General features: G+C 40.7%; 16 protein-coding genes. 14 read left to right on the top strand and 2 right to left on the bottom strand.

What is annotated here, in order from left to right; translation table 11 throughout:
* Positions 1-11: 11 nt before the first annotated feature.
* The gene (locus DMP02_RS04180) at positions 12-827 is read right to left on the bottom strand and encodes a TauD/TfdA family dioxygenase (protein WP_172593976.1); all 816 of its coding nucleotides are present in this window, start codon (positions 825-827) and stop codon (positions 12-14) included.
* A 550-nt stretch (positions 828-1,377) separates the two neighbouring features.
* Here DMP02_RS04180 and rpsB point away from each other — a divergent pair.
* From rpsB to rnhB, 14 genes are all read left to right on the top strand, one after another.
* Complete coding sequence (gene rpsB, locus DMP02_RS04175) at positions 1,378-2,166, top strand: 30S ribosomal protein S2 (RefSeq protein ID WP_126322813.1); 789 nt, start codon at positions 1,378-1,380, stop codon at positions 2,164-2,166.
* 4 nt (positions 2,167-2,170) lie between these two features.
* Positions 2,171-3,058: a translation elongation factor Ts gene (gene tsf, locus DMP02_RS04170; protein WP_126322812.1), complete on the top strand. Its 888-nt coding sequence runs from the start codon at positions 2,171-2,173 to the stop codon at positions 3,056-3,058.
* Between the two features lie 240 nt (positions 3,059-3,298).
* On the top strand, positions 3,299-4,027 hold the full coding sequence (gene pyrH, locus DMP02_RS04165; RefSeq protein WP_126322811.1) for a UMP kinase: 729 nt from the start codon (positions 3,299-3,301) through the stop codon (positions 4,025-4,027).
* Positions 4,028-4,033: 6 nt separating this feature from the next.
* On the top strand, positions 4,034-4,594 hold the full coding sequence (frr, locus tag DMP02_RS04160; protein WP_126322810.1) for a ribosome recycling factor: 561 nt from the start codon (positions 4,034-4,036) through the stop codon (positions 4,592-4,594).
* Between the two features lie 10 nt (positions 4,595-4,604).
* A complete protein-coding gene (locus DMP02_RS04155; protein WP_126322809.1) occupies positions 4,605-5,360 on the top strand; it encodes an isoprenyl transferase in 756 nt (251 codons plus the stop codon).
* Complete coding sequence (locus tag DMP02_RS04150; protein WP_126322808.1) at positions 5,353-6,165, top strand: phosphatidate cytidylyltransferase; 813 nt, start codon at positions 5,353-5,355, stop codon at positions 6,163-6,165. The genes DMP02_RS04155 and DMP02_RS04150 overlap by 8 nt, the downstream gene beginning before the upstream one ends.
* The gene (gene ispC / locus DMP02_RS04145) at positions 6,162-7,418 is read left to right on the top strand and encodes a 1-deoxy-D-xylulose-5-phosphate reductoisomerase (RefSeq protein ID WP_126322807.1); all 1,257 of its coding nucleotides are present in this window, start codon (positions 6,162-6,164) and stop codon (positions 7,416-7,418) included. Before DMP02_RS04150 ends, ispC begins: the two co-directional genes overlap by 4 nt.
* 88 nt (positions 7,419-7,506) lie before the next feature.
* On the top strand, positions 7,507-9,849 hold the full coding sequence (gene bamA, locus DMP02_RS04140; protein WP_126322806.1) for an outer membrane protein assembly factor BamA: 2,343 nt from the start codon (positions 7,507-7,509) through the stop codon (positions 9,847-9,849).
* A 147-nt stretch (positions 9,850-9,996) separates the two neighbouring features.
* Positions 9,997-10,500, top strand: a complete 504-nt coding sequence (locus DMP02_RS04135) for an OmpH family outer membrane protein (RefSeq protein ID WP_126322805.1) — start codon at positions 9,997-9,999, stop codon at positions 10,498-10,500.
* A 173-nt stretch (positions 10,501-10,673) separates the two neighbouring features.
* Positions 10,674-11,714: a UDP-3-O-(3-hydroxymyristoyl)glucosamine N-acyltransferase gene (gene lpxD, locus DMP02_RS04130; RefSeq protein ID WP_126322804.1), complete on the top strand. Its 1,041-nt coding sequence runs from the start codon at positions 10,674-10,676 to the stop codon at positions 11,712-11,714.
* 211 nt (positions 11,715-11,925) lie between these two features.
* Entirely contained in the window at positions 11,926-12,375 is a 450-nt protein-coding gene (gene fabZ / locus DMP02_RS04125) for a 3-hydroxyacyl-ACP dehydratase FabZ (protein WP_126322803.1), read from the top strand.
* Positions 12,376-12,377: 2 nt separating this feature from the next.
* Complete coding sequence (gene lpxA / locus DMP02_RS04120) at positions 12,378-13,151, top strand: acyl-ACP--UDP-N-acetylglucosamine O-acyltransferase (protein ID WP_126322802.1); 774 nt, start codon at positions 12,378-12,380, stop codon at positions 13,149-13,151.
* Between the two features lie 69 nt (positions 13,152-13,220).
* Positions 13,221-14,414 carry a lipid-A-disaccharide synthase gene (lpxB, locus tag DMP02_RS04115; RefSeq protein ID WP_126322801.1) on the top strand — a complete coding sequence of 398 codons (1,194 nt, stop codon included), beginning with the start codon at positions 13,221-13,223 and terminating at the stop codon, positions 14,412-14,414.
* A gap of 77 nt (positions 14,415-14,491) precedes the next feature.
* A complete protein-coding gene (gene rnhB, locus DMP02_RS04110; RefSeq protein ID WP_126322800.1) occupies positions 14,492-15,082 on the top strand; it encodes a ribonuclease HII in 591 nt (196 codons plus the stop codon).
* A gap of 57 nt (positions 15,083-15,139) precedes the next feature.
* On the opposite strand, the gene DMP02_RS04105 is transcribed toward rnhB, so the two are convergent.
* A complete protein-coding gene (locus DMP02_RS04105; RefSeq protein WP_126322799.1) occupies positions 15,140-16,243 on the bottom strand; it encodes a hypothetical protein in 1,104 nt (367 codons plus the stop codon).
* Positions 16,244-16,363 lie beyond the last annotated feature (120 nt).

Genomic DNA, 16,363 nt, shown 5'->3' with positions numbered 1-16,363 from the left:
TTTCTTTGTTATCAGGATTTTTCAAAAAAGCGAATACGTTTTAAATGTCTTTTTTTATTTTTTATCAGCGTTCTTCCATGCAGATACCTTTTATTATGCAATAGAAGGATTTGATTTTTTGCTAATGATAAATGACGCGCATGTTGCACTGAATAGGCCAAACTTTCAAATTCATGGATTGCTATTTTTTGTGCGGGGGTTAATTTTTCTAGATCGATGATTTCACGCCGGTAACGCAGATTTAAATCCTTGTCAATAATCGGCGCTGTTATAGATGAGATACCTTTATAAAATTCTTGGGGCACTCTAATGGTCACGGGGTGGTTTTGTAATAGTGATAAATTTTCTTTAGATAAACAGGGTATTAAATCCTGCTGGTCTACGATTAGATTTTTACCACCGTTAAATTGATCTGGGTTTAAGACATATAAGCCAAAATAATCAGGTACTTTTTCCTCATATGAGCAATCGGTATGTAAATAAAACTCATGGCTCTGATGGGAACGAGCCAGATAATCGCTAGTAGGGCTTTCTGCGGCTACTTTAATATCCCAAACAAACGACTCACTGTCATTGTGTTTGTGCGGTATACCGATATTTTCAGCAATGCGTTGCAAGGTTTGGCCTTCATCAGCATAGGCCAGAGAAATAATCAGCACACCAAATTCTTTTAGCTTAGATTGATAACGAGCATAAGGAATGGCCGCTGTATTTTTTGTAGCGAGGCTTTCATAGCAGGCATTTGATAATTGAAGCGGGCTACAGTAGCAAGCAAGTTGGTCTAAATTAACAGGGACATCCAATGGGTTTTTTATATTATTTTTCATGTAAATGGAGTCGTTATTATTTTTATGCATCAATACGAATGGTCGACATAAGATAATACTATCTTATAAGAATAAGCTTTATTGAACCTTAAGCCCCCTTTTTTAGTTGATTAGTCAGTATTATACTTACATTTTATAATTTGTTCGATCATGATTTGATGGCGGGAATGGGGTGTTTCCACGGGCGCTTGAGTTGTTTCTGGGGGGGGCTCTATGGTATAAGACATCGCGCTTGATGTACTCACAGCAATGGGGTTTTCGGCAAGGCGCCGCGAAGGAGAGCAACCGCAGTGTATACAGCATACATGAGGATTGCGAACTGAGCGGGAACACAGCCGAAAATTCTAATGCGAAGAGTATAAAAGTGCTAATTCACACACCTATTTATTAAGATACGTGAGGGTGGCTATAGCCGCTATGCCAAAAGCCTAGGCTTTTGATTCATACGGATAGTCTTCAGGTATTGATAGGTGGAGGTTTAACCCAGCAAAGCATTTTCAACGCTCGTCATGACGAGAAGTAAGCTTTGCGATTTTGGAGAGTAAGAACTGTGTCAACAGCAACATTAAGACAATTATTTGAAGCCGGTGTGCATTTTGGTCACCGCACCTGTTTCCGTGAGCCTAAAATGGCGCCTTATATCTATGGCGTTAGAAACGGAATCAGTATCGTCGATTTAGAAAAAACTCGTGATTATATTACTGAAGCCCTCAATTACGTATCTAAAATCGCTGCAAGACCGGGTAGTAAGATTTTATTTGTAGGAACAAAACGGGCCGCGCAAGATTTAGTGAAAGCTGAAGCGAAACGCTGTGGTATGCCCTATGTTAACCATCGTTGGTTAGGTGGGCTTTTAACAAACTACCGTACGATTCGTCAGTCCGTTAGACGGCTGAAAGAGTTAGAAGCACAAAGCTTAGATGGTAGCTTTCTTAAATTAACCAAGAAAGAAGCCCTCAATTTACAACGCCAAATGGATAAATTAGAGCGAGGTTTGGGTGGTATTAAGGATATGAGCGGTTTGCCCGATGCCTTATTCGTGATTGATAGAGGTTACGAAGATATTGCTATTGCTGAAGCGCAAAAGCTGAAGATACCGGTTATTAGTGTCGTGGATACTAACCATTCACCAGAAGGGATTGATTACATTATTCCTGGTAATGACGATGCGGCACGTGCTATCGAGCTTTATACTCAGATGGTGGCCGATGCGATTTTAGAAGCACGATCAAAAGCAGATAATGCCTCGGATATTCCTGCGAAAGAGGCTGCAAAAGCTGAAGTAGTGGATAGCGAAGAAAAGGTTGCTGAGACAGCGGCCGATAAGAAAGGAGAATAAGAACATGGCAACACCAATAACGGCTGCGCTCGTGCAAGAATTACGTGCCCGGACTGGGGCAGGTATGATGGATTGTAAAAAGGCATTAACAGCTGCCGAGGGTAACTTAGATGCCGCGGCAGAAGCGATGCGTAAATCAGGCCAAATTCAGGCTGAGAAAAAATCAGGTCGTATTGCAGCGGAAGGTTTAATTCTTATTAAATCGAATGCAGAACGTTCTATTATTTTAGAAGTTAATTGTGAGACGGATTTTGTTGCCCGAGATGAAAACTTTAAGCAGTTTGCTGAGACGGTAACCCAATTAGCGCTAGATAAGCATATAGGCTCTGTGGAAGCACTTTTAACCGCTTCTTTACCTACAACGGGCGAGACAGTAGAAAAAACCCGCCAGGATTTGATTGCTAAGATAGGCGAAAATATTCAGATTAGACGTTTAGCGTTTGTTGAAGCAAAGGCAGGTAGCGTCATAGGTTTCTATGTTCATACGGGACGCCTGGGCACTATTGTGCAATTACAAGGTGGCAATGAGCAGTTAGCAAAAGATTTAGCCTTGCATATTATTGCTAATAGTCCTTTAGTGGTTTCGGCCGATGATGTTTCTAGTGCTGTCATTGAAAAAGAACGAGAAATTTTTACAGCACAAGCACAGGCTAGCGGTAAACCACAAGCGGTTATTGATAAAATGATTGCTGGTCGAATTGACAAGTTTCTTAATGAAGTGACGTTGCTGGGGCAGCTCTTTATTAAAGATGAAACGGTGAATGTGAAAACATTGCTGGATCGATCACAGGCCAAAGTGGTTGGTTTTGTTCGTTTTGCCGTAGGTGAAGGCATAGAAAAGCCTAAAGAAGATTTTGCTGAAGCTGTTATGGCTCAAGTCAAAGCCTCTTAGGAACTCTTCGCCCTGGAATGTTTGGCGGCGTTCCCGCTCAACGCCGCCATCCTCATGTATGGTTGTATACACTGCGGTGGCTTCGTTTTCGCGGCGCCTTGCTAAACACCCCATGGCTGTGAGTTCAGAAACTTGAAAATATAATAGACCTTATTTTGTATCCTCGGCTTGCCCGAGGATGACAGGGAAGTGGAGAAAAGGTTATCATCCAACTCTTAGTTAAAACAGCGTGTTAATTCTATGACGTCACACCCACTTAAGTATCGTCGCATTTTGCTTAAACTCAGTGGAGAAGCACTGAATGGAAAGACTTCTCAAGCCCTTGATCCTACTATTCTCCATGCCATTGTTGATGAAATTATTGAAGTTGCCAATTTAGGTGTTCAAATTGGTATTGTTATTGGTGGTGGAAACCTTTTTCGAGGTGCGGCTTTAGAGCAAATAGGTATTGATCGTATTACGGGTGATCAAATGGGCATGCTGGCTACTTTTATCAATGCACTGGCTTTAAGGGATTCATTTGAACAACGTGGCAAAGTGGCAAAAATTATGTCTGCTATTTCCACGGGAAGTTTAGCCACACTCTTTGAACGACATAAAGCAAAGCGTTATTTAGAAAAAGGCTATATCGTTATTTTTGCCGGAGGAACCGGTAATCCCTTAGTGAGTACGGATTCCGCCGCCAGTTTACGTGGTATAGAAATCAATGCAGATGTGTTATTGAAGGCAACGCATGTGGACGGAATATTTTCTGCTGATCCGAAGAAAGATAAGAATGCAACCTTGTATTCACATATCAGCTATCAAAAAGTACTAGAGGAAGAGTTAGGCATTATGGATTTAGCCGCTTTTTCTCAATGTCGCGATTATAATTTACCTATTCACGTGTTTAATATTCAATCTAAAAACACCTTGCGTGACATTATTCAAGGTAAAAAGAAAGGTACCTTGGTTAGTAAAGGGGAGTAAAAAAATATGAGTATCGATTCAGTTAAATTAGCTGCCGAACAAGGCATGCAAAAAGCCATTGAGGCTTTAGAACTCAATCTTGCTAAATTACGCACCGGTAGGGCGCACCCTAGTTTATTAGAGCAACTGCGTGTTCCTCAATTTGATAAAGAAGTTCCTTTAAATCATGTGGCGAGTATCACGGTTGCTGATGCGAGAACGTTGTTGGTGACACCGTGGGACAAATCATTGATGGCAGTCATCGAAAAAGCCATTAGAAAATCAGATTTGGGTTTAAATCCTGTGACGGCGGGTAATGTGATGCGTGTGCCATTGGCAGCGCTGACTGAAGACCGTCGTCGAGAAATGAGCAAGTTGGTTAAAAAAGAAGCCGAAGCCGCCTGTGTATCTATTCGTAATCATCGTCGGGATGCCAACAATCAGTTTAAAGAGTTGATAAAGAAAAAGTTAATTACGGAAGATGAAGAGCGTCGTGCGCAAGACATGATTCAGAAATTAACCGATCGTGCGATTACAGACGTAGAAAAAGTAGCCGACCTAAAAGAAAAAGAACTGATGCAGGTATAGTGCCATTTTTATGACGCAAACGCTTTCCGCCACTACTGCTGCGAAACATCCTCGCCATCTCGCTATTATTATGGATGGAAATGGTCGTTGGGCTAAGAAACGGCATTTGCCCCGTATGTTAGGTCACCAAGAAGGATTAAAAGTTGTTCGTAAGATTGTTAAGACGTGCGGTGAAAGCGGCGTAGAAGCACTTACCTTGTTTGCTTTCAGTAGTGAAAATTGGCAGCGGCCACCCCAAGAAGTGAATCATTTGATGACCCTTTTTCTTAATACCTTAAAAGGTGAAATAGAAAAACTCAATCAGAATAATGTACAGTTGAGGGTAGTAGGTAGTTTGAAACGCTTTAAAGAACCTTTATGCGAATGGATAGAAAAATCTCAACAACTGACCGCAAAAAATACCGGCTTAAAGCTGGTTATTGCGGTCGATTATAGTGGCCAATGGGATATTATTCAGGCAGCACAAGCCCTGGCACAGCAAGTTAAGATCGGTATGCTACAATCGGAAGACATTACTCAGGATTTATTTGCACGTTATTTAAATTTGTCTGATTTGCCCCCTCCTGACTTATTAATTCGCACCAGTGGCGAATATCGTATTAGCAATTTCCTTTTATGGCAGTTGGCTTATACCGAACTCTATTTTACAGAGACGTTATGGCCTGACTTTAATGAAGAAGAATTGCACAAAGCCTTCCTGTTTTATTCGCAGCGGGAACGACGTTTTGGTTATACCAGCGAACAACTTTCGGAACGCAATGCTTAAACTTAGAATTTTAACGGCATTCATCTTAATTCCTTTGGTGATAGGGGGTATCTTTTACTTATCCTCGCTTTCTTTTATGGCCATAACCGCAGTCATTATGCTGCTGGGTTCATGGGAATGGTCGCGTCTAAGTGGTTTAATAGACATTAAAAAACGCGTTTTATACGTGGGTTTACAGGCTATGATTCTGCTGCTATTGATGTTTTTTCCAGGACTTAACCCATGGCGCGGGATTATCATTTTTGGGTTGATTTTTTGGGTGTTTCTCTCTATTTATTTAGTCTGGGCGCGAAGAAGGCCTGTGTTACCGACGATACCGGTCATTATTAGAGCGGGTTTAGGCTGGTTAATTATGAGCTTATGTTGGGTGTCACTTCAGGCGCTTCATTTAATACCTCCTTACTTGTTGTTTATGTTGCTGATCATTTGGCTCAGCGATACCACCGCCTATGCGAGTGGTCGTCTCTGGGGGCAACATTTATTGGCACCTACGCTGAGCCCTAAAAAGACCTGGGAAGGCATGATTATTGGATTACTGGTTACTTTTTTAGCAGGCTTGCTGATTCAAACCCTTTTCAAAGGTGTTAAGCCTTCGCTAGGGGAAATATTTTTAATTATTGTTGCCACGGGTTTAGCTTCCATTGCAGGAGATTTGTTTGAAAGCCAGTTAAAGCGCTTAGAAGGGTTAAAAGACAGCGGTCATTTGTTACCAGGCCATGGTGGTATTTTAGATCGTATTGATAGTTTATTGGCAGCAGCACCTGTCTTCGCGGGATCTTTATTATTACTGGGTTTAGCTTTATGAAGGCCTTAACTATTCTGGGTTCAACAGGCTCAATCGGTGTTAATACTTTAGATATTATTGGTCAATATCCGGATCGTTTTAAAGTTATTGCATTAACGGCGCACCATAATATTGAATTACTTTTTAAGCAATGTATTCACTATAAACCAGCTTATGCGGTGGTGAGTACCGAAAAGTTAGCGGACAATTTACAGCAACGTTTACGAGAAAGATCCTTAAACACTGAAGTGTTGTTTGGTGCTAAAGCATTGGCCGATGTGGCGAGTCTTTCTGAGGTGGACACTGTTATGGCGGCTATTGTAGGCGCCGCGGGATTATTACCGACATTGGCAGCGATAAAAGCAAAAAAACAGATATTGTTAGCGAATAAAGAAGCGCTGGTGATGGCGGGCCCTTTATTCATAGAAGAAGCGAAACGTGCACAAGTTACGCTATTGCCTATCGATAGCGAACATAATGCTATTTTCCAATGTTTGTATGGACGTTTTGAGCCGGGTATACCGCCTAAAGAAGTGTCTAAGATTATTTTAACCGCTTCAGGTGGCGCATTACGAAATAAACCGCTGGCGCAGCTTAAAGACACCACACCGCTAGAGGCGTGCCAACATCCTAATTGGGTGATGGGGCAAAAAATTAATATCGATTCAGCCACGTTGATGAACAAAGGTTTTGAAGTGATAGAAGCGCATTTTTTATTTGGATTATCGCCCGATCAAATAGACGTGGTGTTACATCCACAGAGTATTATCCATTCGCTGGTCGAATACCGCGATGGTTCCATGCTGGCCCAATTGAGTAGTCCTGATATGCGTATCCCTATTTCTTATGCCTTAGCTTGGCCTGAACGATTAGAGAATTCTGCAACGCATTTGGATTTATTAAAGGTAGCGCAACTTGATTTTAAACCGATTGAAGAAGCGCGTTATCCTTGTTTAGGTTTAGCCATGCAAGCGCTTAAAATAGGTGGTACGGCTACCACCATTCTTAATGCGGCTAATGAAATCATGGTACAGGCTTTTTTAGAAGGTAAAATTAGATTTACCGAGATTGCCTCACTGAATCAGCAAGTACTGGAAAAGATCCATTCATGTCCGGTTGTCAGTGTAGAAGCGATCGTAGAAGATGACAGTTTCGCGCGCGCGGTGGCCTTAGAAATGGTGGAGAAAGCACAGAAAAATGTACTCACAGCAATGGAATTTTCGGCAAGTGCCGCGAAATTGCGAACTGAGCGGGAACACAGCCGAAAATTCTAGTGCGAAGAGTATATGGAATCTTTGTCAGATACTGCTATGATGGGTACCCACTCAGCTACTTTATAACTTTATTTAAAAAATAACTCACATGTACCGTTTATTTAGATTTTGTTTAGCAACGATTGCTTTGATGGCGAGCTTATTGCCATTACAGGCACAGGCTTTTTTTCTAAATCGTATTGATATTAGAGGATTGCATGGAATAAGCCGAGATACTGTGTTGAGTTATTTACCCGTGAGTACCGGGCAAACATTTAACCCTGAGCAATCGTCGCAGATCATCGATGCGCTGTACGCGACTGGTTTTTTTAGTAATGTGAGTTTGCAAGAACAAGGCAGTACCTTAATTATTAATGTGGTCGAAAGGGCGACGATTGGTGAAGTCACCGTTACCGGCAATAAAGAAATACCCAAAGATAAGCTCGATGAAATACTCAAAAAAATAGGTTTGGTTCAAGGGCGGTTGTTGGATAGATCGGTTTTAAGTCGACTGGTTTCCCAGCTTCGCTCGCAATACGATATGATGGGTAAATATTCTGCACGTGTTACCCCGGTTATTCTTCCACAGGCCAATAATCGTGTTGCCATTCGGATTGAGATATCAGAAGGACTTACCGTACAAATAGGCGGTATTTCTATTATTGGTAACCGTGTTTTTAGTGAAAAAAAATTACTATCTGCATTGCCTGTATCGTCTACACATTTCTGGTCTTTTTTGACTAACTCCGATCAATACAATCAAACTAAATTATCCGCGTCACTGCAAGCATTACAATCCTATTATCTTGATCGCGGTTACCTTAAGTTTAAGGCCGATTCTACTCAGGTTACTTTAACGCCGGATAGAAAAACGGCTTATATTATTATTCATGTCACTGAAGGTCCGCTGTATAAATTTCGTGGTTATGAATTGGCAGGACGTGTTTTATTAGATCAAGGTAAATTGCAATCGGTGCTGCGGCGAATCAAAACCGGTGATGCATTTTCCAGGCAAAAGGTAGTGGATGCAGAAGAAGGTATTAAAAAAGCATTAGGCGATTTTGGTTATATTTTTTCTACGGTTAACACCTTGCCCGATGTCGATGAGAAAAATAAAACTGTTTTCCTCACCTTTTATGTTGATCCCGGTAATCAGGTTTATGTACGGCACATCAATATTTCAGGTAACTTAAAAACACAAGACGAAGTCCTTCGTCGCTTGTTACGACAACAAGAGGGTGGTTTATTCTCAGGCAGCGATATGAAAGAGTCTATAAGACAGCTGAGCCTGAGTGGTTTTTTAGAGGGCGAGCCACAAGTTAATACCATGCCTATTCCAGGATATTCGGATCAAGTTGATTTAGATTTAAATATTAACGAAGCTCATGCGGCGCAAGCCTTATTTAGTTTAGGTTATGGTACCAATGGTCCCGTGATAGGGGCTTCTTTAAATCAAAACAATGTGTTTGGAACAGGTAATACCTTAGGTCTTAATTTTAATAATACGCGTGCGGCAACGATCTATAGTGTCAGTTATAATAACCCCTATTACACCTTAGACGGTGTGCAACGCGGTTTTGATCTTTTCTTCCAGCGTTCTACACCGAGTAATCTGAATACCACGACGTATAGTACCAATACCTATGGTGGTGATCTGCATTATAGTATTCCTTTCGATGCTAAAGGCGATACCTTGCAGCTTTCAGGCGGGTTGCAAAAGTTACAACTCAATTTGCCGCCGTTTAGTCAATTATCAACAGAAGTACAAAACTTTGTTACGCAGCATGGTACACAATTTAATCAGCTTTTACTGAGTATAGGCTGGACGCGGAATAGTTTAGATCGACTCGTTTTTCCGGAGAAGGGACTTTACCAAAGTGCCAGTGCGCAATTGGCTTTACCCGTGGGTGGTAAACCATTAGATTATTATAAAGCCAATTATACTGGAGTAGATTACCTGCCATTAGGGCATGATTTTATACTTCAAAGTCGTTTAAACTTGGGCTATGGAAATGGATTTGCTTCTACAACCGGATTACCTTTCTTTGCTAATTACTATGCCGGGGGGATAGGCGTCGATGGCCAAGTCCGAGGTTATGAGGTGAGTTCCTTAGGGCCTAGAGATAGTAATGGTTATCCTTTAGGGGGTAATGTCATGGCCGTAGGCAGTATGGCGCTTATTTTTCCTATGCCGGCGACTGTCTCGGAGAAGCTGAGAACGAGCGTCTTTGTCGATGCAGGTAACATTTATTCCACCTTAGGGGTTACTCAGCCAAATAATCCGCGTGGCGGGACCGCCTCAGGCCCTGTACGCTATTCAGCCGGTCTTGATGTAGATTGGCGAGTACCTGTTTTTAATGTAACATTAAGTTTTAGTGTGGCTAAGGCAATCAATCCAAAGTCAGGCGATCAAACCCAAGTCTTCCAGTTCAACATTGGAACTGGTTTTTAATATATACTCATAGCAGTTGGGTTTTTGGTAAGGCGCCGCGAAAATGAAGCAACCGGAGTGTATATAAATACATGAGGATTGCGAATTGAGCGGGAACGCAGCCAAAAGTTCAAATGCGAAGAGTAAGCTTAATTTAAGGAGCTGATAATGAAGAAGGTCTGTTTATTATCTCTTGCATCATTGTTCACATTGATAGCGGCTAATGCCCAGGCTGATGTGAAGTTAGCCGTTGTTGATATGCAAGCGGTACTGCAAAAAGCGCCACAGATAGCTAAAATTAATGACAGTTTAACTAAGCAATTTAAAGGGCGACAAGATCAAATCGTTCAAGCGCAGCATAACTTACAAAGCGAAACGCAAAATTTAGAAAAAAACGCAGCGGTCATGAAGGTAGATGAGCGTGCTAATCTAGAAAAGAAAATTATGACGGATCGTAATAATGTGCAAAGCATGGTGGCTTCCTTTCAAAAAGATCTTTCTAAACAACAAAGTGATTCCTTACACAGTTTTAGCCAGCAATTAGACAGCGTAGTCAGTAGATTAGCGTCACAAAGTGGTTTTGACTTGGTCGTGCAAAAAGGTAGTACCTTATATGCGAAAAGTGATTTAGATATCACCCAACAGGTTTTAGACGCTTTAAGAAAAGCTTAGTAAAAAAGATAAATCACCTTCAAATTGACTTTTAATATACTCATAGCAATGGAATATTTGGTAAGGCGCCGCGAAAACGAAGCAACCGCAGTGTATAAAACATACATGAGGATTGTGAGTCGAGTGGGAACGCCGCCAAATGTTCAAGTGTGAAGAGTATAAAGCATAGAACTATGCAGCGTTCCCATCGACTAGAAGAAATAGCGCGTTTAATCAATGCTGATTTAAAAGGTGATCCCAATTGCGTTATTAGTGGGATCATGACGTTGCAAAATGCAAAGCCGGGTCAGATTTCATTTTTAGATAATAAACGTTATCTAAAATATCTTTCTCATACACAGGCTTCGGCAGTTATTCTGCGTGCAGAATATGCGGCTGATTCGCCTTGCGATAGTTTGATCACAGTGGATCCTTATCTTGCCTTTGCAAAAATCGCTAAGCTTTTTGAAAAGCCAAGACAGTCACAAGCCGGTATTCACTCTACAGCGATTATTGGCGAACAGTGTCAGATACATCCCAGTGCGTCGATTGCTGCATTTTGTGTGATTGGCAATCATACTTCTATCGCTGAGGGCGTTGTGATTGCGCCGGGCTGTCAACTCGGTGAAGGTATTTCCATTGCGGCGAATAGTCGCTTAGAACCGAATGTGACATTATATGCCGATACTGTGATCGGCAAACGCGTGATTATTCATAGTGGCAGTGTGTTGGGTAGTGATGGTTTTGGCTTAGCCAAAGAAAAAGACGCTTGGGTAAAAATTCCTCAATTAGGTAAAGTCATTATTGGGGACGATGTAGAAATAGGCGCTAATGTCAGTATTGATAGAGGCGCTTTAGAAGATACCGTGATTGCTAAAGGCGTTAAACTAGATAATCAAATTCAAATCGGTCACAATGTACACATTGGTGAAAATACAGCGATTGCGGGTTGTACAGGTATTGCTGGTAGTACACATATCGGCAAAAATTGTATGATTGGTGGAGGCGTTTGTATCAATGGACATATTGAGATAGCGGATAATGTCATGATTACCGGCATGTCCAGTGTCGTTCATTCCATACATACGCCGGGGATTTACTCCTCAACGCAATCGGTACAGCCACAAAGAGAATGGCAAAAAAATAGTGCTCGATTTCGTCAGCTTGATAAAATCGTCAAACGTTTAAAAAAAATTGAAGGTTTTTTTGCTAAGGAAACTAAGAAAATAGAATGAAATTAGTTTTATTCTAAAAACAACCTCGTCATCCCCCGCGAAAGCGGGGGATCCAGAAGGAATAGATTTTATTATCAGTCTTGGTAAAAATATCTTAATTTTCTGGATCCCACGGCCGACCCTTTGGTCAAGCCAAAGGACGACGACTTTGATATATCAATTAAAAAAAAGAATAGACTTTTTAAGCAGTCTATTAAACTAGGTAAGAATTATGAGTGAAAGTACGATGGATATACAAGAAATATTAACTTATTTGCCACAACGTTACCCTATCTTAATGATTGATAAAGTTATTGCGATAGAGGCCGGCAAGTCGATTATTGCCATTAAAAATGTCACCGTGAATGAACCTTATTTTTTAGGTCATTTTCCTGGCAAGCCTATTATGCCTGGTGTGCTTATTTTAGAAGCCATGGCGCAGGCAACAGGCATACTTGCGTTGCATGCGAATAAAGAGCGTAATAAGGAAGGTTTTCTTTATCTTTTTGCCGGTATTGATAATGCACGTTTTAAGCGTCCGGTGGTGCCTGGGGATCAATTACGTATTGAAGCCAAGGTATTAAAAGTTAAAGGTGATATTTGGAAGTGTAAAGTTAAAGCCAAGGTAGATGGAGAGCTAGCTTGTAAAGCGGAACTAATGGGTGCTGGGAGAAGGTCCTAATTATGATCGATCCGCAAGCTAAGGTTGATCCAGCAGCAAAGCTAGGGGAAGACGTGTCAGTTGGTCCTTGGACTATTATTGGTCCTGACGTTGAAATAGGCGAGGGAACGATCATTGGCTCTCACGTTGTCTTAAAAGGCCCTACACGTATTGGTATTGCAAATAAAATTTATCCATTTGCATCCATAGGGGACGATCCACAAGATAAAAAATATCAAGGCGAAAAAACCTATCTTGAAATTGGTGATCATAATGTTATTCGTGAATACTGCACAATTAATCGAGGCACTACACAAGATAAAGGTTTAACTAAAATAGGTGATCATAATCTTTTCATGGTGGGATCACATATTGCCCATGACTGTTTGATAGGTGATCATACTATTTTTGTAAATAATGTCGCATTAGCGGGGCATGTGAGGGTAGGCAATTACGCTATTTTAGGCGCGTATAGTGCGGTACATCAATTTTGTAAGGTGGGTGAATACAGCTTCATTGCGGCAGGGAGTATGGTAAGACAAAATGTGTTGCCTTATGTTTTAGTAGAAGGAGGACATGATGCTCGGGTTTGTGGCCTTAATAAAGAAGGTTTAAGGCGCAATGGATTTAGTGATGAAACCATTAATGCCTTACGTGCGGCGTATAAATTTATTTTCCGTAAAAATCTAACCGTGCAACAAGCATTAGAAGAATTAGAATCTTCAATCGCGGATTATCCTCACGTAAAACAAATGGCCAGCGCACTTAAAAATTCTGATCGTGGCATCATTCGCTGATCGCTTGCTGCTCACAGCATTGGGATTTCCGGCAAGGCGCCGCGAAAATGAAGCCACCTTCGTTCCTATATGATACAGAAGGATGGCGAGTTGAGCGGGAACACAGCCGAAAATTCAAGTGTGAAGAGTATACGGATTGGTATCGTCGCCGGAGAGCTATCCGGTGACTTATTAGCAGCTGATTTACTCAAGCAATTAAAAATTAAAGGAATTGCCTTTGTCGCAGAAGGCATTGCCGGTCCTGAAATGCAGAAACAAGGGTGTCGTTCTTTGTTTCCCATGGAAACCCTATCTGTGATGGGCTTGGGTGAGATTCTTAAGCAGCTTCCTCAGATATTAGGTTTACGTCGCCAATTAATTCAGCACTTTATTGTGAATTCGCCCGATGTTTTTATCGGTGTTGATGCACCTGAATTTAATTTGGGCGTAGAAAAAAAATTGAAACAACACGGTATAAAAACCATACACTATGTTAGCCCCAGTGTATGGGCTTGGCGGCGATGGCGACTTAAAAAAATTGCTAAGGCGGTTGATTTAATGTTGACCCTCTTTCCTTTCGAAAAACGATTTTATCAAGAAAATAATATTCCGGTGGAATGTGTGGGACATCCTTTTGCCGATAGTATTGCGTTAGAAACCGATGTTTTACAGGCTAGAAAACATTTAGGGTTGCCTGAGTCTGCATCCATTATTGCATTATTACCGGGAAGTCGACGTAATGAAATTGATTATCTAGGTCGACTATTTCTTGAAACCACACAACGTTGCTATGCTGAAAATCCAGCGCTAGTTTTTGTGGCAGCGATGGTGAATCAAGAAAGAGCGGCCCAGTTTACAGCGCTTAAATTAGCGATAGCACCCCAACTGCCGATCACACTGATACAAGGACAGTCGCGTCAGGTAATGGCATCAGCAGATGTTATTTTATTGGCATCCGGTACAGCCACCTTAGAAGCGATGCTACTTAAAAAACCGATGGTCGTTGCTTATCGCATGAGTGCGTTGTCCTATTGGATGGCAAAATGTTTAATTAACGTGGATCACATTGCATTGCCTAATTTATTGGCTAATAAAACGTTAGTTCCTGAATTTATTCAAGAAAATGCAACACCCGAAAAATTGGCGGAGGCATTATTTTATTATTTGAATAATTCCACAGTCGTGAGTACACTGCAAAAAGAATTTTTAATATTGCATCATCAATTGCATTGTCACGCCAGTGAAAAAGCAGTCGATGCGTTGCTTAAGCTTTTATCGGATTAATCCATCATTGTGATTGCCGTGCTGGTTGTCATTGCAAGCACTTAGTCGTGTGGCAATGATAGCGAGTCGTTAGGAAAATAGCCGTGGAAGATCTTATTGCCGGTGTGGATGAAGTAGGGCGCGGCCCTTTGGCAGGTCCTGTGATTGCCGGCGCTGTTATTTTAGATCCTAAGCATAAGATTGAAGGATTAGCTGATTCAAAATTATTAACGGCTAAACGACGTGAGTATTTAGTCAGTAAAATTAAAGAATATGCCAGTGCTTGGTCTATTGGGCGTGCAGAAGTCGAAGAAATTGATCGTATCAATATCCTTCAAGCCAGTTTATTAGCCATGCAGCGCGCTGTATTGGCGTTAACCGTATTGCCGAGTCTTGTTTTAGTGGATGGCAACCGTTGTCCTAAACTCAATTGTCCAAGTCAAGCCATTATTAAAGGCGATCAAAAAATAGCTGAAATTAGTGCTGCTTCTATTTTAGCTAAAGTTTATAGAGATGCAGAAATGTGTAGTCTGGATACGGTATATCCAGACTATGGTTTTGCGAAACATAAAGGTTATGGTACGGCACAACATCTACAGGCTTTAAAAGAGCGAGGCCCGCTGCCTATTCACCGACGTTCATTTGCACCCGTTGCTCAGTTTTTTAGCTTGCTAAATCTTGGTAAATGACTGATAACCCACTCAGCTGTTCTAGCATTTGTTTGCTCACTCGTTGCTGTGGGGTTTTTATCTGCAAATAAAGTTTGCGGCACGCTTGTAATGCGGCGGCTGAGGGTTGGCTCCGGTTTTTTTTGTCTCTGTCGCAATAGGCGGTATATTTTCCCCAAAAGTGTTTTGTTGAGGTATAGGATGAGAAGGGTTAACGATATTAGTATTATTTAACTCATCATTTTTCTCCAAAAGTGTAAAGATATGCTTTATATGTTGCCAGATTCTTATTAGCAAACCCAAAAGTCTAGTCAATAGATTGTTTTTATTTGATGGGCTTTGTTCTTGATTTTCTGCATGATGAGTTAGTTTGTCCTGTGCTTCTGTGTAGACAGTGGGTTCACTCGGCGTCTCTTGGTCTATATCTAGCCCTAACCCTTCACTAGCACTATAATAAAAACTTTTATTACTATCGCTATCATCATCTGAACAATTTCCACTATCAGAAGGGCTATTTTTTTCTTGCTCTGCAAAGGTGTCATTTTCTAACTCTAGCATAGTCGTGTTCTTTGTTAGCCCATAGGGTGTTTCATATTGATTTCCTTTTCTGCATCGATCTTTATACCTGTCAAGCGTCGCTTGCAATTGCTTACTATCTTCCGTGCTTTGCGATTTGATTTTTTTTATATCAATTTTTAGGTAGGATTGATTGGCTTCTTCCGCTTCGCTTGATAGTTGCGAGTCACAAATAGTCTCTAAATATTTTATTTCATTCTCTATTAGATCTTCAACCGCTTTATCTTCTTGAGAAAGACCTTTAATAAATATCTGTAACCCATAGTTGAGTAACCTTTGTTTTTTTTGGGTTAACTCTGATATTTTTTTTAATCGTTGTATGTATTTGTCTTGATTAAGGTATTTATCAAAGTAAGATAAAGCATTTATGCTGTTAGCATAATAATAAAATAATTTGCTCAAATAAATGATATATTCAAGCTGTTCATGCAGGCTATTAATATCAGATGCTAGGGTCTTTTGCGCTAGTTTTTCTAATTCTTCCTCAATATAGTTTCCTATCTGTACAAACGATGTTTTTTCATCGATAGTGTTGAGCTTAAATTGATAGTTGTCGATATTTTCGAGATATGTTTGAAGTAGTGTATAAGCTTGTTCAAGGTACATAGTTAATCCTTGTTATTTTTATTATTTAGGACTGCATCTTACATTTATAAAATAAATAGGCAAAGATTAATGTAATAAAATGTGTGGCGAATTTATTTTACGTTGTTTTATTATTAAAAA

Source organism: Candidatus Rickettsiella viridis (genome assembly GCF_003966755.1).
GTDB classification, from domain to species: Bacteria; Pseudomonadota; Gammaproteobacteria; order Diplorickettsiales; family Diplorickettsiaceae; genus Rickettsiella_B; species Rickettsiella_B viridis.
Note: the sequence above shows the minus strand (reverse complement) of the source record. Positions and strands in the feature narration are given on the sequence as shown.